Source organism: Paenibacillus sp. S33, assembly GCF_053615415.1.
Map to the genome: position 1 here is coordinate 4,544,861 of NZ_JBSIEZ010000001.1, position 21,937 is coordinate 4,566,797.

Genomic DNA, 21,937 nt, shown 5'->3' on the forward strand with positions numbered 1-21,937 from the left:
TACTATATTGTTAGCTATGTGTCTGCTTCTTCCCCGCTCCTTCGGGAAGCAAATCCGCACAAGCGCGTTCCAAATAAGGATCAGCATGAATAAAATCCCGAAATGCTGTGTATTCACGCCACAAAACGGATTGTTCTCCCGCCTGCCCTTTGACGGCACGAATCAGAATATTTTTAGGTGTATGCTCCATGTCGATAAATTCCAATAGCTGTGTCCGATATCCCATCATATCCAGCAGTTTGGCCCGGATTCCATCCGTTGCCAGTGCAGAAAAACGCTCCTTTAAAATACCGTGGGAAAGCAAAGGCTCCAATACTGGATTTTCTAGTTGGCTGAACAGCTCATGCTGGCAACACGGAACCGACAAAATAACGGATGCTCCCCAGCGGACGGCCTTTTCCAGCGCCGCATCTGTTGCTGTATCACAAGCGTGCAAGGTAACAACCATATCCACCTGTTCCAGTTCGTTATAGTCTGCGATATCACCGACCAGAAACTCCAACTGTCGATATTGCAGCTTTTGAGCCAGAACATTACAGGTTTCAATGACATCTGCCTTCAAGTCCAAACCAACGATCTGCAATGGTCGCTTTTGCTGTACAGCCAAATAGTGATACAGCGCAAAGGTCAAATACGATTTGCCACAACCAAAATCCACAATCGTCAATGGGCGGCCTACCGGAAGGCTGGGCAATACATCCTGCACCATTTCGAGAAACCGGTTAATTTGACGAAACTTATCATACTTGCGGGCCAGTACCTTACCGTCCTCATTCATAATCCCAAGCTCAATCAGGAAAGGAATTCGCTCCCCTTCTTCGAGCACATATTGCTTTTTGCGATTATGAGACAGGTCGGCTTTACTTTTGCTCGGTGACTTTGTCAGAATGGATACTTTATATTTTTTACTGATCAGCACTTGGTAGTCTGCATCCTTGGCGCATAGAAGTCCTTGGCGGAACGTGTCCTCAAACAAGGCAGTCATTCGCTCATTAGCTTCGTCAGGGGTCAGATTTTCATGAATGACTTTGTTGCTGTAATGAAAAGCAAACTGGTAATGCAGCTTGTTTTTCAATTCCACTGGTTTGATTTGTACTTTAGTAAAAGAAGCATCCTCCCGTTTGCGAAGCTGACTCAGCGTCGCTGTTATGAGGGATCCTCCCGTAGTCAATTGGTATATAAGTTCGCGCAGTGAATCCAAAAGGTACATCTCACTTTCTTTCATGTAATTGGGTGATCTCGGTCAAACCCTCGGTGACTTCCTGGCGTGAAATTCCACCCAGCTCCAGCTCTGCATTGGTCTTATCCAGTAAGTGACTGTAAAACGCCTCCGCTTCGGATAGAAGCTCTGGCTGCTCCCATGCCAATCCAAACCAGACATCGGCGGCTTCGTCCAGCCTGTTTTCTCGCTCGTAATGAACAGCCAACAGTTTGCTGGTTTCAGGGGGAAGCTCATACTCACGCACCAGTTTCACGATACACGCTATTCGTTCAGGCAGGACCTGCAGATCACGAGTCGCGCCATTCGTATCGCTGTACAAATATAAATGAAGAGATTTCATCAAGATTCGTATGCCCTCGTCTGTTCTGCTGGTTTCCAGGTAAATCACGGCTTCTTCTTCCAAAATGCGAGCCACCTGCTGAAGCTTATCCGCTTCAATTCCAGGGCCCAATCGGAAAAGCTCAATAATTTGTTCCGGCGGCAATCGTCTGAGCAGATCTGAACGAAGACGAAACTGCTTGTTGAGCAGATCATCTAACTGTTTTAGCGCTTCGACATGTTTATTTTCACGCCTTAGACCGAGCACCGATGCTACTGCCGATGTCAATTCTTCCATCATACTAAGCAAATAATCTTTTCTAAGCAAGCCGTTCCCTTCCTTTCATCCCGATGCCTAGACAACCAGAAACTCTGTCTTCTGATTGTATGACATCCTTGTCTAAAAGCCAAATGCCCTACCATGCAGAAATACCACTTATAACCTTCACCCTCAGTTAATAACATCAATGATCAGGAAGTCAGAATGCTCACGTATGGTAGTGAATTCCTACGGTACAGTACTTTATAGCTGATCATGTGACTAGCGAATGACGAGTTTTTTTAATCAATATTGCTTCTTCGTTAGTGTTGTGATATTTTTGTTTCATACGAAACAAAAAATAATCAGTATATTTAAACATTCCATAAAATAATCATAATAATTATTTTCTTTAGAAACAAAATTCATATGAATATTTTTGTGAGAAAGGATGATGGAGTTTGGGTAAACAATTTAGCTCGATATTACCGGAACATCAAGAGTTTATACAGCGGCAGCACATTTTCTTTGTAGGATCAGCACCGCTATCCAAGACAGGGCACGTTAACCTTTCCCCCAAGGGATATGATTCCTTTCGTATTCTATCGGACCAAAGGGTAGCCTATCTCGACTTGGCGGGAAGCGGCAACGAGACAAGCGCCCACATTATCGAGAACGGACGGGTAACAATCATGTTTTGTGCATTTGAGGGTGCTCCCAGTGTACTAAAGCTCTATGGTACTGGTACCGTCGCGCTGCCCGATACTAAGCAATGGAATGAACTGTACCCTCTCTTCAACCCGCTTCCCGGTGCAAGACAAATCATTGTTGTGGACGTTCACATGGTGCAGAATTCATGTGGTTTTGCGGTTCCCTTCATGACATACACGAGCGAACGGGAAAAGCTGAAGGAAGTCTCGATTCAGATGGGAGAAGAAGCACTTAAAAAATATGCCTATGAGAAAAATCTGGAGAGTATTGACGGTTTGCCGACAGCGTTTGCCTTTAACAAAAGCAATATAAATTAGACACCTTACACACCTAAAAATAATTGACTACACAAAAAACCAGAACCTTCTGTTTATCACATCAGAAGGTTCCGGTTTTTGGGCTTACCTTAGTCTACCTTTTCAAGTGTTGCTCTAAAAATGTCAAGATGGTGTTCGCTAATAACTCCGGTGCCTCGAACAGACTCATGTGACCTGCTTCCGGTAGGGTAACCTGAGTTACTCCGGCCCGATCTGTTGTAAACGTCCGCGCTGGAGTAACCGCCTGATCCTGCTCACCCGCTACTAAAAGGGCTGGCAATGCAGAAGCCGACAACACATCCCGCCGATCAGTACGCTCGCGCATAGCCAGTGATGCTCCTACGGCTCCTTGTGGTGGTGTTTTGTAGCCAATTTCTTTGACTTTAAGTAATTGGCTGGACATCGACTCCACATGATCAGGAGCAAACAGTCCCGGTACGAGTCCATCTACAAAGGTCGTAATCCCCTCCGTTTGGATGGTGGATACAGCCTTATTCCGCTTTTCTTTACCTTCATCCGTATCTGCATATGCTGTGGAATGAATCAGTCCAAAGGCTGTCAGGCGTTCTGCATGTCTCTGCACTGCCGAAAGGGCAAGATAGCCTCCTAGGGAGTGACCAAACCAGGCAGCCTGAGGAATGTCCAATTGTTCTTGAAGTTTAAGCACATCATCTGCCATTTGATCAATAGTATAGGCTCCTAGTGGAGCATCGCTGCGTCCGTGTCCACGCAAGTCTGGAACAATACAACGATAGCTTGGGGATAGCAAGGGAACAACCTCATCCCAGTAGGAAGAGCTTCCGCAAAATCCGTGCAATAGAATGATCGGATCTCCTTTTCCCTGTTCGGCATAGCAGATCGTCGTTCCTTCGCATAATACCTTTTCCATGTGGAACCCTTCCTTCTCTGTATATAATCTATTGAATCTGAATATATTAGTGAGTAGAACATGCTGATGTATATTATTAAGCAGACCATCAATATCTGAAACGGTAACCCTCTGGAAAATCTTGCGAAGCTGTTTTTAAGCCAAATTCATAAGCCGCCGCATTAGCAATATGCGCAGCCATGGTCATGACCAAGTGAAGCGACGTCATTTGGAGTGTCCAATAGGGTTTGGGACTGCGCTCATTCACAATCGCTGCAACACTATAATGACCAACAGACGGCAGAGACAGCCCCACCGATCGCGCAGGAGTTAGCGGTTCACGCGCAATAAGAAACATTCCCGTTGAGCCGTGCTGTCCAAGACAAGCATCAATGGCGATCACATGATGATCTTGGGGAATGCACTCCAAGTATGAAACCAGATGATCTGCATCACAGGGCTCCGTCATTGTGCCAATCACGTGCGGAAAGCCTTGCTCCTTGAGCATGGTGCCTACCAGTGGCCCGAGTGAATCACCCGAGGAGCGATCTGTACCGATGCAAACAAAAGTCAACTTATCTATAGCATGCTGATGATGAATTTCTCGGAAAAACGGCGCGAGTCCATCTCGATCTGTTTTCTTTACATTATGTTCTAAGGACGAGCGACCGGGTGCGGAAGCTCGATTATACAAAGACAACTTTGTCCATCCTCCTTGATTCGGTTGTATATCGGTAATCTGGCTTTCAGTACATTCTACAACAAAAACATGATACAATACAGGCAACTTCCCCTGTTATGAAAGGATGGAAAATTAACGATGGATTTGTCTGTACCGTCTCATGCCAACATTGAGTATATGATTGAGGGTATTAAAACCAAGCTCCGTATGGCGAGTGGTGCTGCTATGCAGGCATCCGCTTTCTCGCTGGAGCAATACGAGGACATCCATGATGTCTATGATATGGTGATAAGCAAGCCTAACCTGAGCATTTCAGAGGTTGAAGCTATTGTTTCTGAACTGGGTAGATTGCGTAAGTCCTCCTGAATTAGCTTATAGGAATACAGCTTAGCTGTATTACAACCTATCATCATGAACAACAGCCTTCATGATAGTAGCCCTGTCAGCGTAAATAAAGCTCGTATTCCCGCTCGTCTCAACAGACGTGCAACGGGATACGAGCTTTATTTTTTCGATTGCATATACGCATTTCCATACACTTCTTCACTCACTCAAGGATGCTTCAAGGCAAATCCGCTAACACCAATTCAGATATATCCTCATTGCCTGTAGCTCGTATCTTTAATGTACAGCTTTTTTGAATTCGCGCGGCATCGCCAGGCCCTAACTGAAAATCCCCATCCTGGCACGTAACTTCCACATGACCGTTAACTACATAGATGTGGGTGCGGCGCTCCTCTTGCTGCGGATATTCAAGCTGCTGTCCTTTTTCCAATCTGCTCAGATACAGATTTATATCCTGCGCGATGGATAACGCTCCCTCCACTTCTGAACCAGACACAACAGGCTGAAGCCGATTTAGACGTTCACTGTGCTTGAATCTTTGCACCTGATAAGAAGGATGAATACCAGGACTCTCGGGTAAAAACCACATTTGCAAAAAACGAACCGGTCTTTCATCCCCAGTATTTCGCTCTTCATGTTCAATTCCGGTGCCTGCACTCAGAACCTGGATCGAGCCGCTTTTCAAATCCTGCTCATGTCCTAAGCTGTCGCTATGATGCAATTGGCCTTCAATTACAGGTGACGATTTCCAAATCGTGATGCGGATGTCTTTTGAAGCCTTGCTGCGGTTCAAGCTCGTTATCATTATGGGCTAGCATACAGCCAAAATGGGCATTGCTCGGATCTTCATAATCGGCAAACGAAAAGCTAAACTCACTATGAATCCATCCTTTATTTGAGGTATGTCTTTCTGCCGATGTCACTATTTTAATCATCCTTAACACCTCCATGGATTACAGTTCCGTAAAGCAGCTTTGCTTCGTGATGACTATTCCACTTCCGGCCCTGGCATTACAAACGCTGTGATACGATCCCTTTACCCCGGGCTTATATGCCTCAATCAGCCTGTCGTCTCCGTCGGGTTTTGCTCTTAAGTTCATTATTAGTTAAGTTAATAGTACGAAAAATTGAATCTATCACAGCCATAAGGAGGAGATTTATTACATATGCTATCTCATGAACCCCAATCATCCCGGTTCCTACCAAGCTATTTGCTCCGTAGTCTGTATGCATCTATTATCATGATCGCTGTGTTGCTTCTCATCGCCTACTCTGTGAAATGGATTGGCACAGCTCCTTTTCTATATTGGGATGAACGCATACAGGATGCCGTTTTTCCAGACACAGCAGCTGCTCGTTACCAACTGCTAACCATCGCTATATTCATTACATCTTTAGGTTCACTCCGCATGTCGTTGATCATCGCCCTCGGTGCTGCTACCTTGTGTTGGGTCAGCCTTCGTTCAAAAGCTTATTCCTTTGCGATCCTAAGCAGCTTTACGGCGATGTGGGTGCTAAATACGCTCATTAAGGAAATTTTGCAACGGGAACGCCCGTCACTTCAACATTTGGTTGAAGCCGGGGGTTATAGTTTTCCCAGCGGTCATGCGATGATTTCCATGGGATTTTTCGGAATGATATTTGCCATTTGGGCCATAGAACGAAAGATTCGTGGGCGTTCGCTCTTTCTTCCGTGCGCTCTGGGTGTACTACTGATTCTTTTGATTGGATTAAGCCGCGTATATCTAGGCGTTCACTTTCCTACAGATATTGTGGGTGGCTATATTGCAGGTATAATTTGGCTGGTGTTTACCGTTCCTGTGATCTATTGGCAAGCGCGCATGCAGCTTCCTTCCACCCCCCACCGGTAAATGTCCGAGACGGCTTTTTGTTTCACTCCGGGTCACGACGTTTATATACGAAGTAAGCAAGGCACAGCAATATCGAAGTCAGCATTCATCAAAAACGTTATGGTTTTGTGAACTTAGGATAAGGGAGGCGATCCTTGTGTGGGGAATTTTACTAAGTATTGTAATGGCTATTATTATCGGATTGATTGGCGATGCACTGGCTGGTCATGAAATGCCTGGCGGCATTGCCGGCTCTATGATTGCTGGATTTGTAGGAGCTTGGCTAGGTGTCATGCTATTGGGAGACTGGGGCCCGGTCATCGGAGATTTTGCAGTCATTCCAGCCATACTCGGAACCGCATTGTTCGTGTTCTTGCTCGGACTGGCGTCCAGGCTATTAAGAAGGGCTACCTAACATTTATATATATCTTTTATTCTTTAATTCTATAAGAGGAGTGATATAACATGAGTAACATTGACAATCAAAATATGGCAAGTACTTCAGGTTTTGCAAAAGGTTTATTTATTGGAGGTTTGATTGGTGCTGCCGCAGCCCTGCTGTTCGCGCCGAAGCCGGGTCGTGATTTGCGTAGTGATCTGTCTGATAAAATTACAGTCGTCTCCGATAAAACAAAGGACGTGGCATCTGTAGTGAGCAGCAAAGCGACAGATTTGGCCAAAACCGTTTCCACCAAAACAGCAGATGTAGCCAAAACGGTATCCGAGAGCAAAGACAACATCGTATCCAGCGTAACCAAAGCTTCTGCAGATGTCGCTAATGAAGCAGCCAAAGCGGATAAAGAAGTCATGGATGCAACGGCTCAAGCGGCCAAGGATACGCAAAAACAATTGAATGCAAATTCCTAACAGCTACACATTCTGATGGCAAAAAATAAGCCCTACACTGAACAGCCAGCATGCAAGAAGCTGGCTGTTTTTAAATGATAGAAAGGCTGGGATGACAATGAACAAGCCAAATTCCTATGGAGATGATCTTACCGCGAACAACAAAAGAACCTTTCATCCCCTACAGACTCAAGATCAGCCAGATGAAGTTTCATCCAAGCAGACTTCTTCTACTCATAATCATGTTAAAACACATGATCAGGAGAGAGACTTTGATGTAAATGAGCATCCTTTTGAGCTGCGCCATGAGGTCAAGCGGCTTAACAAACGCTTAGATCAAATAGCAGATACGCTCGAAAGAGCAGAATTCAAAGATATTCTGGAGAACTACTCTAGCACTAAAAGAAGAATTATGAGCAATCTGACCGCAGGCATTGCACGTGGTCTCGGTCTTACGCTGGGTACAGTGGTCATACTCGCCTTGCTCGCTTGGTTGCTCAGTTTCCTGGTGCAATTAAATCTTCCGGTCATCGGAGATTTCATCGCCGAATTATTAGGATATATCAAAATGAGCCAAGGTACTAAGTAATTGTCCCTATCTCATTTAAAAACGATCCATCGTAACCGGTAACAGACTCCTCAAAGAGCCTCCAGTTACGATGGATCGTTTTTTATTTGTAAATTGTAACAGCTGTAATCAACCGCTACAATTTGTTGCGCTTGTTAGCCTTCAATAAGTCTCCTGTCCACCCCTTCATCATCAGCCAGCCGTACATTCCCGCCATACTTAGCAATGTGGCAATAATCACGGTGGTAAAACCCCAGCCTGTTTTAATCCAAGGCAGATTTTCAAAGTTCATGCCCCATATAGCGCCCACTACGGTTGCTGGTGTAAATACGGCGGTGACAATGGTGAGCGTCTTCGTAATCTCATTCCCCCTAAATGCGGAAATGGCGTCGTCAATGGATATCAATGTGTCGATTTCCTTTTCATAATGCAGGAAAAGTCCTTCCATCCGAGTAACACGGTAAAGTAACTGCTTGAAAAAGCGGTTCTCCTCCAGTTGATCCAGATATGCCTCCCGAGAAGCCGTCACCAGCTCTGAAAAAGGAATGAACATATTGCTCCAATACAACAGCTCGAAACGTGCATTCAATATAGAATCCATCAGCGTACGGGCATTCCTTTTCTCCATCTCCTCTTCCAGTCTTCTCAGGTTGATCTCGAACTTATCCATACCTGTATGAAAATAATGAAGCACGGCTCTCGCCAATACAAACATGCCGTCAGCTGCATCCTCACACTGTTCCAGCATTTTTTGGCGTTCCGCGGTGTGCATGATTTCACGGGTATTTTGATCCAGATTTAACGTCACTAACTTTTGGTTTAGAACCAGAAAATAAAACTTGTTGCAATTACGCTGACTGTCGATCTCCTCCTGAACGGAGTAAATCAACGACCCGTACATTAAGGGTTGATTGCCATCTGGAAAGCGCACAGATATAAAGCTGGATGGAATGTCCTCTACCTTGTCCAGCCAATCTGCGGCTTCTGGGAGCTTCTCCTTCAAGTGCTGTATGACCGAATCTTGCCAATTCCCAGCACTGATGTCCCACCATTCCCATCCTCCGCGAAAGGAAGAAATCTGTTCAAATGCTGTCATGGATTCCAACCTTCCTCCCAACTTTTTTCGCTTTATAAAAAGGACACGCTTCCCATATCGGAATAACGTGTCCTTACGATGTGACGTCAAATATGTTAAGCCAAGAATTCCGCAGTCTTCTCATGAAATAGAGGAATTAGACATAATCTGCTTCAGCTTTTCCGTTGCCCGCTTCTGAATACGGGAAACGCTCATCTGCGATACGCCCAACGTCTGTGCAATCGCACGTTGAGATTGACCGTCCTGAAATGCTAGAAGAAGCACCTTTTGTTCCTGCTCCTTCAGTTGGCTTAAAGCCTGCTGCAAATCCATTCGTTTTTCCACAGTGTCATAATCGTTAGCATCCGAGCTAATGAGCTCGCCTAACGTAGCTGCACTCTCTTCCTGAGATAAAGGCGAGTCCAGTGAAACATAGTGATAGCACTCACGACCAGCAAGCACCTCGATCGTTTCTTCTACGGTAAGATCCAAATAGGTCGCAATCTCGTCTACATTGGGTGAGCGTTCCAATTTAACGGTCAGTTCATCAATAGCATGTTGAACAAGCGCACCCTTTTCCTTAATACGGCGAGGAACCTGGATGTACCAGGATTTGTCGCGCAAATAATTTTTCATATGTCCCAGCATACTTTTCATAGCATACGGTTCAAATGGGATACCCAAGCTGATATCGTATTGCTGAAGCAGACGTATCAAAGCCATCTGACCGGTCTGATATAAATCCTCGTATAAGTCCGGACGGTTACGGGAGATCTTCCCGGCAGCCATCTTGACCATCGGCTCATACTTGCGGATCAGCACGGTAGCAATCTCGTTATCTTTTGTTTGCTGGTACTCCCAGATTAGACCAACGGCTTCATCCATCGACTCCGGGGGAGTTACCTTTTCATTCATACTCTTTCCTCACTTCTGGTCAGGCGCTTTACCAGCACCACTTCGGTGCCTTTTCCTGTCTCATTCAAGATATGGACATCGTCCATAAGCGCCTGCATGAGATAAAAGCCTAATCCGCCTATCTGCGCATCATTCAACTCCTTGTCATGCAAGGATGCGATACGGGACGGGTCCTCCACACGTTCAAAGCTCTCCCCTTCATCTTTGACACGAATGGACAACGAAGCTTCATCAAATTCAAATGTCACTTCCACGACTCCCCCCTCATGACCATATGCATAAAGGACAGAGTTATTACAGGCTTCCGATACAGCCACTTTCATGTCTTCAATATCCTCATAAGAGAATCCCATTTTCGCGGCAATACCGTATAAATTTAATCTTACAATATCAACAAAGTCAGCAGTTGCCGGCAAATTAAGAACTACTTTTTGAATTTGAGCATTCATTTCTTTTTCTTTCCTTTCCTATTGGGAATTCTCCTGGGGGACAAAGAATTTGGCAATACCGGTCATATCAAACAGCTTTTGAATTTGAGGCGGTACCTCTTGAACAGCAAAGCGAGACTCCATCCCATGCCTTGCTTTTAAAATGGATAACAAGATACCAATACCCGTGCTGTCAATGTATTTAAGGTCTCTCAAGTTAATAATCAAATCTTGGCTGGACTCCCCCACCAAAGGCTCCATCACCAGACGAAAATCAGGTGCTACCGAAAGATCCAACTCTCCACTCAGATAAACGGTATTTACGCCATCGGTTGTTTCTGTAATTGCATTAAATTTCTCATTTTTATTTGTATTCATAGGCCTACTCTCCCGAAAAAAGATTTCCCTACATACTAACCCATTATACGAGCGTTTGAATCACGGTATAACTTTTTAAACACTACCAAATGCCACCATCTAGGCTTCATTGATTTGATCTTTACCCGGCTGCATTGGAAAATGGTCCGGAGAATGCCGTAGCAACGCCTGTTTTACACTGCTGATTTTAACGGGCTTACTAATATAATCGTTCATCCCAGCTTCAATACATCGAGGCTGAATACCCTCCATGACGTTAGCCGTCATGGCGATAATGGCAGGTTGGGATCTTCCCGCCAATTGTTTACGCATTCTACCCGTACATTCCAGACCGTCCATCACGGGCATCTGCAAGTCCATAAAGATATAGTCATAGTCCTGATTCGCCATGACCATATCAAGCGCCTGTTGCCCATCTGCTGCCACATCTGAAGCTAAACCAAGCTTATCCAGTATATTAACCATTAGCTTCTGGTTGATCGGATGGTCATCCACCACCAGTACAGGTTTACGACTTGGAGACTCCTGATGTGGAATTTCCCAATCGTGGCTGGACTCCCCCTCCAGTTCATTTTCCTCAGCAAAGCCAAGCTTCATTGTAAAATGAAACGTCACGCCTTGTTCTCCACTCGTATCTACACGAATATCTCCGCCCATCATATTCACCAAGGTTTTACAAATGGCAAGTCCTAACCCGGTACCACCATATTTACGCGTCATTGAAGAATCCAGTTGGGAAAAGGGCTGAAATAGCCTTTCGACCTTAGCCGATTCAATGCCAATGCCTGTATCCTTCACAGAAAACTCAACGGTAAGTCCATTGTCACTTTGCTCTTTGACAGATGCGAAGACATATACCCCGCCTCGGTCTGTAAATTTGACGGCATTGGATACCAGGTTAATCAATACTTGTCGCAATCGCCCCATATCTCCATATAACACCGGTGGCATCTGTTCATCGAGAAAATAAACCAGCTCCAAATTCTTTCGGTTGACTTCTACCGTAAACAGGCTGAAAACTTCCTTGATACAGGAAACCAGATCAAAAGGATATTCCTCTACCTCCATTTTGCCTGACTCCAGCTTGGTAAAGTCCAGAATATCATTAATGACCGCCACCAGCGCGTCTGCGCTACGACGGATGATATCAGCATATTCCTGCTGATCGGTCTGCAGCTCTGTCTCCATCAGCAGATCAATCATGCCAATAACGCCGTTCATAGGTGTGCGGATCTCATGGCTCATCATTGCCAGAAATTCCGTTTTGGCATTGGCAGCAATCTCTGCTGCCTCCTTGGCGGCAATCAGTTCGCTGTTCATCTTCTCGAGCTCCTGCGTCTTGTGGTGAAGCAGCATGGACTGTGTCTTCAAGCGTTTGTTTGTCAGATACATTTGCACGAAGCCTTCAATTTTAGACTTGAGAATTTGAGGGATGAACGGCTTCACCATATAATCAATACCACCAGCTGAATATCCCGCAAACAAATGCTCCGCTTCCTTGCTGTTAGCTGAAATAAAGATAATCGGAATATCCTTTGTTTTCTCTCTGGCCTTGATTAACTTCGCAGTCTCAATTCCATCCATACCCGGCATCTGCACATCAAGGACTACAAGTGCGAATTCATCTTTTAATAGACATCGCAGCGCTTCTTCCCCGGATGTGGCTTTTACCAGATTATATTGTTCACTCTCCAGCACTGCCTCAAGAGCGAGCAGGTTCTCAGGTCTGTCATCTACCAGCAATATATGAATCGGTTCATGAAGCCCCATGGAATCCTCCTAAGCATCTCTATTTAATCTTCCGGTATATTTTTTCTATCCGGTCCAGCGGCTCGTAGGAATCACTATAATCGGTAAAATGTATGGATTCCTTGGCCCCAAGCACCAACACACCAAAATGACTCAAGCTATCATAAAACAACCCATGTACATGGTTGCGAAGTTCGTCGTTAAAATAGATCATGACATTCCGGCAAAAAATCACATTGAACTCGTTAAAAGACCGGTCTGTCGCCAAGTTGTGCTCCGCAAAAATAATATTTTTCCGTAAAAAAGGATGAAACATCACTGAATCATACTTGGCTGTATAATATTCAGAGAACGATTGTGTGCCCCCGGACTCCAAATAATTTTTGGTATACAGCTTCATTCGGTCGATCCCGTATACGCCTTCCTTCGCCTGCTGTAAAGACAGGTTATTCATATCCGTCGCATAAATGCGAGCCTTGTCATATAAGCCTTCTTCATGCAGCAAGATCGCCATAGAATATACTTCCTCACCAGTAGAACAACCTGCATGCCAGATTCGAATGTACGGATACGTTCGCAAAATAGGAATGATTTTCTGCCTGAAGTTCAGAAACAGCTCCGGGTCACGGAACATCTCGGTCACCGGAATGGAAAGGCTTTGTACCAGTCTATCGAAGGCGCTGCGATCATGCAGCACCTTCTCCTGTAGTCCTGATATCGTGCTTACATTCTCGGACTGCGCATGATAATAAACACGCCGCTTAATCGAAGGCAGAGCATAGTTACGAAAATCGTAGCCGTACAGCCGATGTATACCTTCCAGCAACAGCTCAATCTCAATCATTTCCCGCTCAGTATCATTCGATTTCACTTCATTAGCAGCATTATCCGCCATATCCTTAGATGTCATAATCTCTCTCCAATTCCTAAATAGGTTTTGCCTATGCCGCTCCAATCATGTGTCGATTTATATTACCCATTTTTTTGGGTTACGAATACAACCAAACCCGCATTAATGATAAAAGCTGTTCGGTTTGAATCGGTTTTTTCACATAATCGGAAGCGCCTGCCTCAATACACTTGGAACGATCATCCTTCATGGCCTTGGCTGTCAGGGCAATAATAGGCATCTTCTCGAATTGTGGCATTAGCCGGATACGTCGCATCGCTTCATATCCATCCATTTCCGGCATCATCATATCCATCAGCACCAGATCAAAATCAGGTGTCTGTTCCAGCAGTTCCAGTGCTTCTCTTCCATTTTCCGCAAAGGTAACCTCCATACGATAGCTTTCCAGCACACTGGACAGAGCAAATACATTGCGAATATCATCGTCTACCAACAATATTTTTTTACCTTCAAACAGTTCTTCCTTGTTGTATAGCTTCTGCAAAATTTTGCGTTTGTCCTCAGGAAGGTTCGCCTCTACACGATGCAAGAACAACGTTGTTTCGTCCAAAAGCCGTTCCGGCGATTTAACATCCTTAATAATAATAGACTCTGCATATTTACGAAGTTGCGTTTCTTCTTTGCTATCCAGATCTTTGCCTGTATAAATAATGATCGGCAGATCAGTTAGCTGTTCATTCTCTCGAATACGATCCAGCAGTTCAAAACCAGTCATATCGCTCAGCATCAGATCCAGTACCATGCAGTCATACCGCTGGGTAGCCAGCTCATTTAGTGCTTCCTGACCTGTCGATACCGCCGTAATGGCAACATCATCATGATCGATCAGCTCAATAATGGATTTACGCTGATTATCATCATCTTCAACCACAAGAAGACGTTTGACCATCTGGTCCGTATACGATTTGATATGTGAAAATGCTTTATCCAAACTTTCCTTCGAAGATGGCTTTTTGAGATAGGCAATCGCACCCATCATCAAGCCCTGCTTCACATCATCTATGACCGAAATAACATGCACTGGAATATGACGTGTCGATGAATTTCCTTTTAGCTCGCCCAAAATGGACCAGCCATCCATCACAGGTAATTGAATATCTAATATAATAGCGTCCGGCAAATAAGACTGAGCCATGTTGAGCCCATCGTCTCCTTGGAGAGCGATCAGGGCCTTAAAGCCCCGGCTACGGGCCATATCGTACAAAATATTAGCAAAATTAATATCATCCTCAATAATCAGCAGCACTTTATCCTGTGAGGTAATCTCGTTTCGGTCGTCCCCCGGATGTATAATGTCCGCTGCTTTGTTTTTCGAAGGCATCTGATATAATGGCAAACGTTTAGCAGGCATAATCATGGGAAGATCCGTTTCTGCCGAGGCTGCGACATTCTCAAAATCCGAATTCACAACCGTACCGTTAAATTCCTCTCTCGAATGAGAATCCATATCCTCAGCCGTTGGCGTTTGTTCCGGCAAATACAATGTGAAGCAACTGCCCTGTCCCTGCTCGGATTCCACCGTAATAACGCCGCCCAACAATCTGGAAAGCTCGCGGCTGATCGACAGACCTAGTCCTGTCCCTCCGTACTTCCGGCTGGTTGTACCGTCTACCTGCTGGAAGGCTTCGAAGATCAGATCCGTTTTATCGGAAGCAATCCCAATGCCCGTATCACGCACAGATAGAGCCAGATAGGCTCTTCTTGGATTTAGCAGACCAGGAAGCTGCTCTCCGTTTGCCCGGGATACATTGAAACGAATAGAACCTTCCGTGGTGAACTTAAACGCATTGGACAGCAAATTACGTAAAATTTGTTTGAGACGATAACCGTCACTGATAATGACATCTGGCAGGTTCTCTTCAATCTCGGTATGCAGTTGAAGCTCACGTTGGGCTGCGACCGGAGCAAAATTCTGCTCCACAAACAGTTCCAGTTCCTTCAAGTGGACCGCTTCATGGTTAATATCCATTTTTCCAGCGTCCACTTTGGATAAATCCAGAATTTCATCAATCATTTTCAACAAATCCGCGCCTGACATATAAATGGTTTGTGCATATTCCACTTGCTTTGGCTTGAGATTGCCTTCCTTGTTCTCAGACAAGAGCTGAGATAGAATAAGCAAGCTATTTAGCGGAGTACGCAGCTCATGAGACATATTGGCCAAAAACTCGGATTTGTATTTGCTTGTGATTCCTAGCTGCATTGCCTGTTGCTCCAACTGAGCTCGTGCATGTTCAATCTCGTCGTTCTTTTCTTCCACTTCTCGAACTTGTTCTTCCAGAGCTCTCGTTTTGGCAATCAGTTCAGTATTAAAATGCTCCAATTCTTCTTGTTGACGTTGTAACAATTCCTCTGAACGCTTGAGTTCTTCTGTTTGCTCCTCCAAATTTTCGTTGGAGCGCTTGAGTTCCTCTTGCTGAGTTTGTAGTTCTTCGGATTGGCATTGCAATTCCTCAGTAAGTGCCTGAGATTCGCGCAGCAATTGCTCTACACGCATCCGTCCCTTGATATTGTTCAGAATGATCCCCAAGCTCTCTACTAATTGAGCAAACAGCTTGGTTTCCAGATCACTGAAGCGATCCAGTGACGCTATTTCTACAGCACCAATACACTCATCCTCGAACAAAATAGGGAAAATCATAATTCCCACGGGCTTACTTTCTCCTAAGGCAGAGCCTATGGACAAATATCCGTCAGGAGCCTCTGTAATCAAGATCGACTTACGATCCAGAACACATTGTCCGAGCAAGCCTTCGCCCACATGGATAACGTCCCTAATCGAATTTTCGCCAGTCACCTTTGCATAGGAGCCGTATAACTTAAAACGGTTGTCTTCTACATCTTTCCCTTGCAAATAGATGGCTCCATAGCTGCCTCCCAGGATGGGCGTAAACTCACTAATGAACATCTGAGCAACCTGCTCCAGTGAATTCACACCACGGAACAGCTCAGTCACCCGAGCAGTATTGGCATTAAGCCAAGTTTGATCCTTCTGCGTTTGAAGGACGGAATGTTCAAATTTCCGCTTTTCTTCCAAGTCTCCGGCCATTTGTTGAAATACACGAGCGACCTCACCAATTTCATCTTTGGAGGCAACACTCATTCGGCTGATGGCCCTGTACTTTCCCTTGCCAAAACCATTAATCATGAGATTCACGACATTTAGACCTTTGGCAATGCTTGGGAGCACCCACAAAATAACCAGTAAGCCCATGATCAGGCCGGCGGCCATCAGAATTGTGGTAATCTGCACAGATTCTTCATACGCCAAATTGGCCTGCTTCATGTCGCTATCAATTTCCCGATCCTGAAAAACGGCAAGGGCATTAATACTATCCATCGCCTCTTCTTGGGCAGGCAAACCAGTACTATTGCGGAAAGCGTTAGCCTCATCAATACGATCTTGCCCCAACAAAGAAACCAGTCTTTGTTCGTAACTTAAAAATTCATTCCACGCGACGGCTACCCGATCAACCTGCTGTTGCTCTTCACTGGTGCCGGAATTCGTTTGCAGACTAGCCAGCACTTTCGTTCCAGTAGCCGAAATATCGTCCAGCTCGCGTTTGGCCTCACTAACGGAGGAACCTGGATTCAAGATCAGATTGGCCATCACTTTGGCCATATCATTCACCTGCCCGCGAATAGCTGTTGTTTTCCGGACCTTCATATATCGATCCTGATAAACCTGGTTTAGCTGTTCATTCAGGCTCCCCATCCGGTCATAGCTGATTAGCGTCAGCACAAGGAGGATCGCCATAAGCGATCCAAAGCCGATCAGCAGTTTATTTCTGATTTTCATGCAAGCTCTCTCCCTCTTTCAATGAAATCCAGATCAGGCACTTATCATCATCGCGATCCTGTGGCGTCTCATTACGAAAAAATGCATCCAGCATCGCTTCTTCGTTCCATTCCTCATACTTACGTAGACACTCAGTCAGATACTCCAACTGCTCCTCATATTCACCTTCCACCGCTTCCAGCAAGCCATCCGTATACAAAGCGATATGTCCAGTTCCTTCATAATGAATCGTGTGCATTTCTGCATCAATCTTATCAAACAAACCAACCGGGCTACATGCACGGTCAAATTTAGTAATGCTGCCATCCTGGTTGAACAGCAAACCGGGAGGATGTCCCGCATTTACATAGTCAATTCGCCGTGAACGGGTATCAATCACCATATAAATCGCCGTAAAATAATACTGTACCAGCTGCTTGCCCAGATCCAGTTGATTAAAACGACGATTCAGCTCTTGTATGACTTTCTCAGGCTCCACATATGTGGTCACCGTATCCTTAAGTACAGACGCAATGAACATGCAGAACAACGAGGAAGAAATGCCATGCCCCATCATATCAAGCAAAATGATGGCATATCGCCCCTCCCCTAACGGATACCATGAATATAAATCCCCTGCCAGTTCAAAGGAAGGCTGATAGAGCGCATTCACTTGCAGCACTGGGTCATGGATGGCAGGACTAAGCACCGCCTGCTGCACCATCGCGGCCAGCTTCAACTCATCCTGAATTCGCTGATCCCGATCCTTATGCCAGTCCTTCTCCTGTTTGAGACGCAAGGCAGACCGGATTCGCGCCATGAGCTCTACCTTGTTGATCGGCTTCGTGACGTAATCGACGGCTCCCACATCTAGAGCTTCGGCCAATTTTTTGGAATCTCCTACCGCCGTTACCATAATAATCGGGATATCTTTTAAATGCTCATATTCCTGCACAATACTGCAAGCTTCAATGCCGTCCATTTCAGGCATCATCATATCCAACAGCACCAGATCAATATCGGAAGGACGGGGCCTAAGACTAATGGTACGGTCGCCGATTCCCAGATGCTCCAACATTTCTGCGGCCGAGCTAGCAGAGATCACATCCCGATAATTTTCTTTTTTCAGTATTTCACGAATAATAATGACATTCGTCGGGTTATCGTCAACAATTAGAATTCTCATTGGCCTCTCCTTATCTGTAACTCATGTATTATACTATACCTGCTTATACGGCAACACCCTTGTTGATTGGAAGTAGTGTTTCCGTAAGAAGGCATTCCAAAAACATAGATAAGGAATGAGGCTAAAACCCCATTCCTTATCTATGTTTTTGGAGGACCCGCGAAACACTTGTGGTGCGGTCAACTTCCCCTTTTTCGAATCTAATGTCACTCAGCTTTTATGGTGAACAGCAATATCACGCTTTTTTAGCAATGACCAGCACTTTACCCTGATCCAGTTCTTTTTCATAAAAGTCAGCTTCGGTATCTGTAAATCCCAAAGAAGTAATTTTAGCGCGAAGCTCATCGCCACGGGAACGGAACAAGTTGGCTAATGAATCGAAAACGCCCTCTTCCTTAATCCCGATTTCCTTGGCATCCACCGTATCGGCAATACGATCTGTCCGATCCTGATCATGAGCGAGCACGAACACATCCTCATAACGATAGCCCGTGTTACGCAACTCATTTACTGCTTCAACGGCTTGTACACCGTTATCTACCACTTTGGCATAAGATTTATGATTGGTCTGATTCATGTTTCTCACGCTCCTTTAAGGATTGACTTCTCTGACTATTACACTTCACATATCCATTTGAAACTTCCATGTTATGTCACGCCTCAAAAAAAACGATTACCACTCCGTTTCATCAAAAAACTCAACATACTTAGGTTTATCAGTCGTCTCATCCATAAACACTTTGATTGCACGTTGTCCGCGTACATAGACCTCTCCGTCTTCCGCCGTGAATTGCGAGCCACCCAGCGCCTGATCCAGCGTTTTTCGTTGAAACGGCAGCCACTTATCATTTACCTTGATTCGACCAGCAGCAGGATCTACATGCACATAAGAAACGACGTCCTCACGCATACCTACGACAACATCTGGATATTGGTATTCTGTAGAAAGCAGCAGCATATCCTTTTTGACTCGTTGTGGCTTGCCTAGCTTCTTCAAAACATCCGCACGGGTATCATCCAGAGATATGCCATTTAAGGTATGAAAATCTGCTGGTACAGCATGTGGAGCGGGTATCGTCTGCACAGTCCTAACCATATGCCCCGCTGTTTGCGGGGAAACGGTTTGCTGAACCGTATCCTGTCCGGAAAAGGGAGTGAGCAAACCAGCAGCTAGTAATAACGTCTTCATCATAAATCTCACCCTTTCAATGAATTTCCTGTAGTTTACGGTTCAGCGACTATGCTACTGACGCATTTTCTGCCACACTCCAGCAGCGATGTCTACATAACCCAACCAGTTTTTACCCGGTTTGGCCGCAGGCTCCTCATAAGTCGCATTGTAGCTCTGAACCGTCCGCTCCGTTGCGGTCAAAGGTCTATTCGGTGTCGTTGCCTTGATCGCGTGATCCGTTCTGGAGGTATTACTCGCAGCGCTATGCGATTTCTGAAACCGTGTCATTAACGCTGTTGAAGCCTGCTTGGCAGCCAGCGTCACTTCGCTGAGTACCTCTCCCAAGTTTCTAACCGATTCCATTACTGGCTCCACTTGCTTCAATTTATGATCAACGTCTGCGGTGATGTCATTCGCATGTCGAACCGTTTGTTTTACTTCATAACTCAGTTCATCTATCGTTTTTTGTACATCCTGCAAGGTTTGAGTCACCTTATCCAGAGAGCCTTGTGCTGCTTTTAACGTTTTGATGAGGAAAATAACGAGAACTGCAAATGCGATAGCAATAATAAAAATGCTGACCTGTGTTAACATAGCGTAACCTCTCTTTCGTCTTTCACGATGATGTTTATGATTACTGCATAGTTACCCTTTAGATTCAGACACGAAACAACGTCCATGCTGGCTTCTTCTCCGCTCCAAACGTTATGATTCACGGACTCTCGCACCGTTTAAAACACCATATAACGATGGCACAGCCACGAATAATCTATAGAAGTCATTGTCATCTGCAACCACGCTCTATCGGAGCGTGAGTATGCCACATTATATACAATTAAAGGAGGATACAGAACATGCTAAAATGGTCCGCTTTATTCTTAATTTTTGCTGTGATCGCCGGGATCTTAGGTTTTTTTGGTATCGTCGTGTCCATAGCTGCTACAATCGCTAAAATATTATTTGTGATATTTCTGGTGTTGTTCGTCATTTCACTCTTTACCGGAAGAAAACGGGTTTCATAGTTATCGGATGCTAGTTGCACAAGAGCAATATTCTAAATGTTTATAAAAAAAGGATGTTCCCACCCTGGTTAACAGGGCTGTGGAACATCCTTTTTTGATGCAGCTTTTTAACAGTTAGCGGCGCTTTATTGAATCACGCTGCCCCCAAACAGGAAACGATCCTGCCAAGGCTTGCTGAAATCCGTAACTTTTACACCGCCACCCGCTACAGAAAACGTATGGAGAAGCTTGTTGTCTCCCAAATATACAGCTACGTGTGTAATCGTTTGGGAGGAGTTATCCAAGGACGTGTACGCCCCGGAAGATGCATTATAATTTGTAAAGAAGAGCAAATCGCCACGCTTCAGCGTAGTCATGTCCGTATTCGGCTGACTGTTTTGCTTGATCCACTCACCCTGTGAACGAGAATCTGCCGGAAGCTGGATACCTACAGCCTGACGGAAAATTTGACGGGTAAATGCCGAGCAATCAAAAGTAGCCGTACTGTTACGATCTGAACCATATTCATATGGAGTTCCGAGATAAGTCATCCCCGTGTTAATAACCTGGTCTATTGCAGCCGCTGCATCACCGGAAAACATGTTCATAGTTGACACAGGAGAGGCTGTCGCAGGTATTACGGTAGTATCAGGAGTGGTTGTCACCGGGGCAGACACAGGCTGCTGCACAACAACGCCCTCACCAATACGAATATACTGTGGAGACGAGCTGACGTAGCCCACCGTACCATCAGCTTCGGTAACCTTGAACCAATAAGCATTACTTGGGTCGGTAATCGTTACGACATCCCCTGCATTCAAATAGCCCAAAACCTCGGAAGAAGTGGATGCCTCCGCCCGCAAACGAACGGACGTTTGAATCGTGGCTTTCGTTTGACCGGCAGAACTATTCACTGAGGCCACTGCCTCTTTAGCTGAAACATTTTTAACTGACTCTGTGGCTTCCGATTTACGAGTAGTAGACGGGGTGACAGCAGCAGCGACGCTGGTAGCGCCAACTTTTATGTACTTGTCGGAGCTGCTAGTGTATCCGGTTACTCCATCAGAAGTCTTGATCTTATACCAATAGCTGTTCGTTTTCTCCAATACCGTTACGGCCTCTCCCTGCTTCATAAAGCTGACTACATCCCCTGTAGTCGAAGGACCGGATCTAAGCTTTACAGCCGCCTGAATAACCGCCTTCTGTCCTGTGGATGCTGTTGATGCCGCTGCGTCAACCTGACCCGGCGCCACATGAATTGCTGCCAACAGCGCGGCTGACGTCATGAGCATTCCCATCACGCGTCTTCTCAATGTTGCACCTCCTGGCTGTTTTTACGAATTTGAAGAGCATATCCAAT

At 45.3% G+C, this 21,937-nt stretch carries 25 protein-coding genes; 7 read left to right on the forward strand and 18 right to left on the reverse strand.

Features of this window, described 5'->3' with window-relative positions:
* Window positions 1–10: 10 nt before the first annotated feature.
* Both ACWGXJ_RS20800 and ACWGXJ_RS20805 read right to left on the reverse strand, forming a co-directional pair.
* Window positions 11–1,225, reverse strand: a complete 1,215-nt coding sequence (locus tag ACWGXJ_RS20800) for a class I SAM-dependent methyltransferase (RefSeq protein WP_025721769.1) — start codon at window positions 1,223–1,225, stop codon at window positions 11–13.
* Window positions 1,212–1,868 carry a DUF6483 family protein gene (locus ACWGXJ_RS20805; RefSeq protein ID WP_061831456.1) on the reverse strand — a complete coding sequence of 219 codons (657 nt, stop codon included), beginning with the start codon at window positions 1,866–1,868 and terminating at the stop codon, window positions 1,212–1,214. The genes ACWGXJ_RS20800 and ACWGXJ_RS20805 overlap by 14 nt, the downstream gene beginning before the upstream one ends.
* A 392-nt stretch (window positions 1,869–2,260) precedes the next feature.
* Here ACWGXJ_RS20805 and ACWGXJ_RS20810 point away from each other — a divergent pair, with 392 nt between their 5' ends.
* Window positions 2,261–2,827, forward strand: a complete 567-nt coding sequence (locus ACWGXJ_RS20810) for a pyridoxamine 5'-phosphate oxidase family protein (protein WP_061831457.1) — start codon at window positions 2,261–2,263, stop codon at window positions 2,825–2,827.
* 94 nt (window positions 2,828–2,921) lie between these two features.
* On the opposite strand, the gene ACWGXJ_RS20815 is transcribed toward ACWGXJ_RS20810, so the two are convergent.
* Window positions 2,922–3,716, reverse strand: coding sequence for an alpha/beta fold hydrolase (locus ACWGXJ_RS20815; protein ID WP_452567518.1), 795 nt, complete (start codon window positions 3,714–3,716; stop codon window positions 2,922–2,924).
* Window positions 3,717–3,804: 88 nt separating this feature from the next.
* Complete coding sequence (gene yyaC / locus ACWGXJ_RS20820; protein WP_023990265.1) at window positions 3,805–4,395, reverse strand: spore protease YyaC; 591 nt, start codon at window positions 4,393–4,395, stop codon at window positions 3,805–3,807.
* 120 nt (window positions 4,396–4,515) lie between these two features.
* Here yyaC and ACWGXJ_RS20825 point away from each other — a divergent pair, with 120 nt between their 5' ends.
* Entirely contained in the window at window positions 4,516–4,743 is a 228-nt protein-coding gene (locus tag ACWGXJ_RS20825; RefSeq protein WP_013373034.1) for a DUF1128 domain-containing protein, read from the forward strand.
* Between the two features lie 196 nt (window positions 4,744–4,939).
* On the opposite strand, the gene ACWGXJ_RS20830 is transcribed toward ACWGXJ_RS20825, so the two are convergent.
* Both ACWGXJ_RS20830 and ACWGXJ_RS20835 read right to left on the reverse strand, forming a co-directional pair.
* Window positions 4,940–5,515 carry a pirin family protein gene (locus ACWGXJ_RS20830; protein ID WP_452567519.1) on the reverse strand — a complete coding sequence of 192 codons (576 nt, stop codon included), beginning with the start codon at window positions 5,513–5,515 and terminating at the stop codon, window positions 4,940–4,942.
* The gene (locus ACWGXJ_RS20835; RefSeq protein WP_452567520.1) at window positions 5,451–5,657 is read right to left on the reverse strand and encodes a pirin family protein; all 207 of its coding nucleotides are present in this window, start codon (window positions 5,655–5,657) and stop codon (window positions 5,451–5,453) included. The genes ACWGXJ_RS20830 and ACWGXJ_RS20835 overlap by 65 nt, the downstream gene beginning before the upstream one ends.
* A 231-nt stretch (window positions 5,658–5,888) precedes the next feature.
* Here ACWGXJ_RS20835 and ACWGXJ_RS20840 point away from each other — a divergent pair, with 231 nt between their 5' ends.
* The 4 genes from ACWGXJ_RS20840 (at window position 5,889) to ACWGXJ_RS20855 (ending at window position 8,007) form a co-directional block, all read left to right on the forward strand.
* A complete protein-coding gene (locus tag ACWGXJ_RS20840) occupies window positions 5,889–6,593 on the forward strand; it encodes a phosphatase PAP2 family protein (RefSeq protein ID WP_452567521.1) in 705 nt (234 codons plus the stop codon).
* Between the two features lie 136 nt (window positions 6,594–6,729).
* Complete coding sequence (locus tag ACWGXJ_RS20845; protein WP_452567522.1) at window positions 6,730–6,987, forward strand: GlsB/YeaQ/YmgE family stress response membrane protein; 258 nt, start codon at window positions 6,730–6,732, stop codon at window positions 6,985–6,987.
* Window positions 6,988–7,037: 50 nt separating this feature from the next.
* A complete protein-coding gene (locus tag ACWGXJ_RS20850; protein ID WP_023990268.1) occupies window positions 7,038–7,439 on the forward strand; it encodes a YtxH domain-containing protein in 402 nt (133 codons plus the stop codon).
* 91 nt (window positions 7,440–7,530) lie between these two features.
* Window positions 7,531–8,007 carry a DUF5665 domain-containing protein gene (locus tag ACWGXJ_RS20855; protein ID WP_250260433.1) on the forward strand — a complete coding sequence of 159 codons (477 nt, stop codon included), beginning with the start codon at window positions 7,531–7,533 and terminating at the stop codon, window positions 8,005–8,007.
* Window positions 8,008–8,122: 115 nt separating this feature from the next.
* On the opposite strand, the gene ACWGXJ_RS20860 is transcribed toward ACWGXJ_RS20855, so the two are convergent.
* The 11 genes from ACWGXJ_RS20860 to ACWGXJ_RS20910 form a co-directional block, all read right to left on the reverse strand.
* A complete protein-coding gene (locus ACWGXJ_RS20860; protein WP_452567523.1) occupies window positions 8,123–9,082 on the reverse strand; it encodes a magnesium transporter CorA family protein in 960 nt (319 codons plus the stop codon).
* A 120-nt stretch (window positions 9,083–9,202) separates the two neighbouring features.
* Window positions 9,203–9,976: a sigma-70 family RNA polymerase sigma factor gene (locus ACWGXJ_RS20865; RefSeq protein WP_013311929.1), complete on the reverse strand. Its 774-nt coding sequence runs from the start codon at window positions 9,974–9,976 to the stop codon at window positions 9,203–9,205.
* Window positions 9,973–10,425 (reverse strand): anti-sigma B factor RsbW, encoded by a 453-nt coding sequence (gene rsbW, locus ACWGXJ_RS20870; RefSeq protein WP_061831463.1) that lies wholly within the window; start codon window positions 10,423–10,425, stop codon window positions 9,973–9,975. The genes ACWGXJ_RS20865 and rsbW overlap by 4 nt, the downstream gene beginning before the upstream one ends.
* An 18-nt stretch (window positions 10,426–10,443) precedes the next feature.
* Complete coding sequence (locus tag ACWGXJ_RS20875; RefSeq protein WP_023990272.1) at window positions 10,444–10,782, reverse strand: STAS domain-containing protein; 339 nt, start codon at window positions 10,780–10,782, stop codon at window positions 10,444–10,446.
* Between the two features lie 99 nt (window positions 10,783–10,881).
* Window positions 10,882–12,552, reverse strand: a complete 1,671-nt coding sequence (locus ACWGXJ_RS20880) for a response regulator (protein ID WP_452567524.1) — start codon at window positions 12,550–12,552, stop codon at window positions 10,882–10,884.
* A 19-nt stretch (window positions 12,553–12,571) separates the two neighbouring features.
* The gene (locus ACWGXJ_RS20885) at window positions 12,572–13,441 is read right to left on the reverse strand and encodes a CheR family methyltransferase (RefSeq protein ID WP_235309957.1); all 870 of its coding nucleotides are present in this window, start codon (window positions 13,439–13,441) and stop codon (window positions 12,572–12,574) included.
* Between the two features lie 79 nt (window positions 13,442–13,520).
* Window positions 13,521–17,240 (reverse strand): response regulator, encoded by a 3,720-nt coding sequence (locus ACWGXJ_RS20890; protein WP_452567525.1) that lies wholly within the window; start codon window positions 17,238–17,240, stop codon window positions 13,521–13,523.
* Window positions 17,224–18,405 (reverse strand): PP2C family protein-serine/threonine phosphatase, encoded by a 1,182-nt coding sequence (locus ACWGXJ_RS20895; RefSeq protein ID WP_028541849.1) that lies wholly within the window; start codon window positions 18,403–18,405, stop codon window positions 17,224–17,226. The genes ACWGXJ_RS20890 and ACWGXJ_RS20895 overlap by 17 nt, the downstream gene beginning before the upstream one ends.
* A gap of 235 nt (window positions 18,406–18,640) precedes the next feature.
* On the reverse strand, window positions 18,641–18,982 hold the full coding sequence (locus ACWGXJ_RS20900) for a general stress protein (protein ID WP_023990277.1): 342 nt from the start codon (window positions 18,980–18,982) through the stop codon (window positions 18,641–18,643).
* Between the two features lie 96 nt (window positions 18,983–19,078).
* The gene (locus ACWGXJ_RS20905) at window positions 19,079–19,597 is read right to left on the reverse strand and encodes a hypothetical protein (RefSeq protein ID WP_452567526.1); all 519 of its coding nucleotides are present in this window, start codon (window positions 19,595–19,597) and stop codon (window positions 19,079–19,081) included.
* A gap of 51 nt (window positions 19,598–19,648) precedes the next feature.
* Window positions 19,649–20,170 (reverse strand): DUF948 domain-containing protein, encoded by a 522-nt coding sequence (locus ACWGXJ_RS20910; RefSeq protein WP_069290384.1) that lies wholly within the window; start codon window positions 20,168–20,170, stop codon window positions 19,649–19,651.
* A gap of 260 nt (window positions 20,171–20,430) precedes the next feature.
* Between ACWGXJ_RS20910 and ACWGXJ_RS20915 the strand changes: the two genes are divergently transcribed.
* A complete protein-coding gene (locus tag ACWGXJ_RS20915; RefSeq protein WP_028541846.1) occupies window positions 20,431–20,598 on the forward strand; it encodes a DUF1328 domain-containing protein in 168 nt (55 codons plus the stop codon).
* Between the two features lie 125 nt (window positions 20,599–20,723).
* Here the strand turns inward: ACWGXJ_RS20915 and ACWGXJ_RS20920 are convergent, their stop codons facing one another.
* Window positions 20,724–21,890 carry a C40 family peptidase gene (locus tag ACWGXJ_RS20920; protein ID WP_452567527.1) on the reverse strand — a complete coding sequence of 389 codons (1,167 nt, stop codon included), beginning with the start codon at window positions 21,888–21,890 and terminating at the stop codon, window positions 20,724–20,726.
* Window positions 21,891–21,937 lie beyond the last annotated feature (47 nt).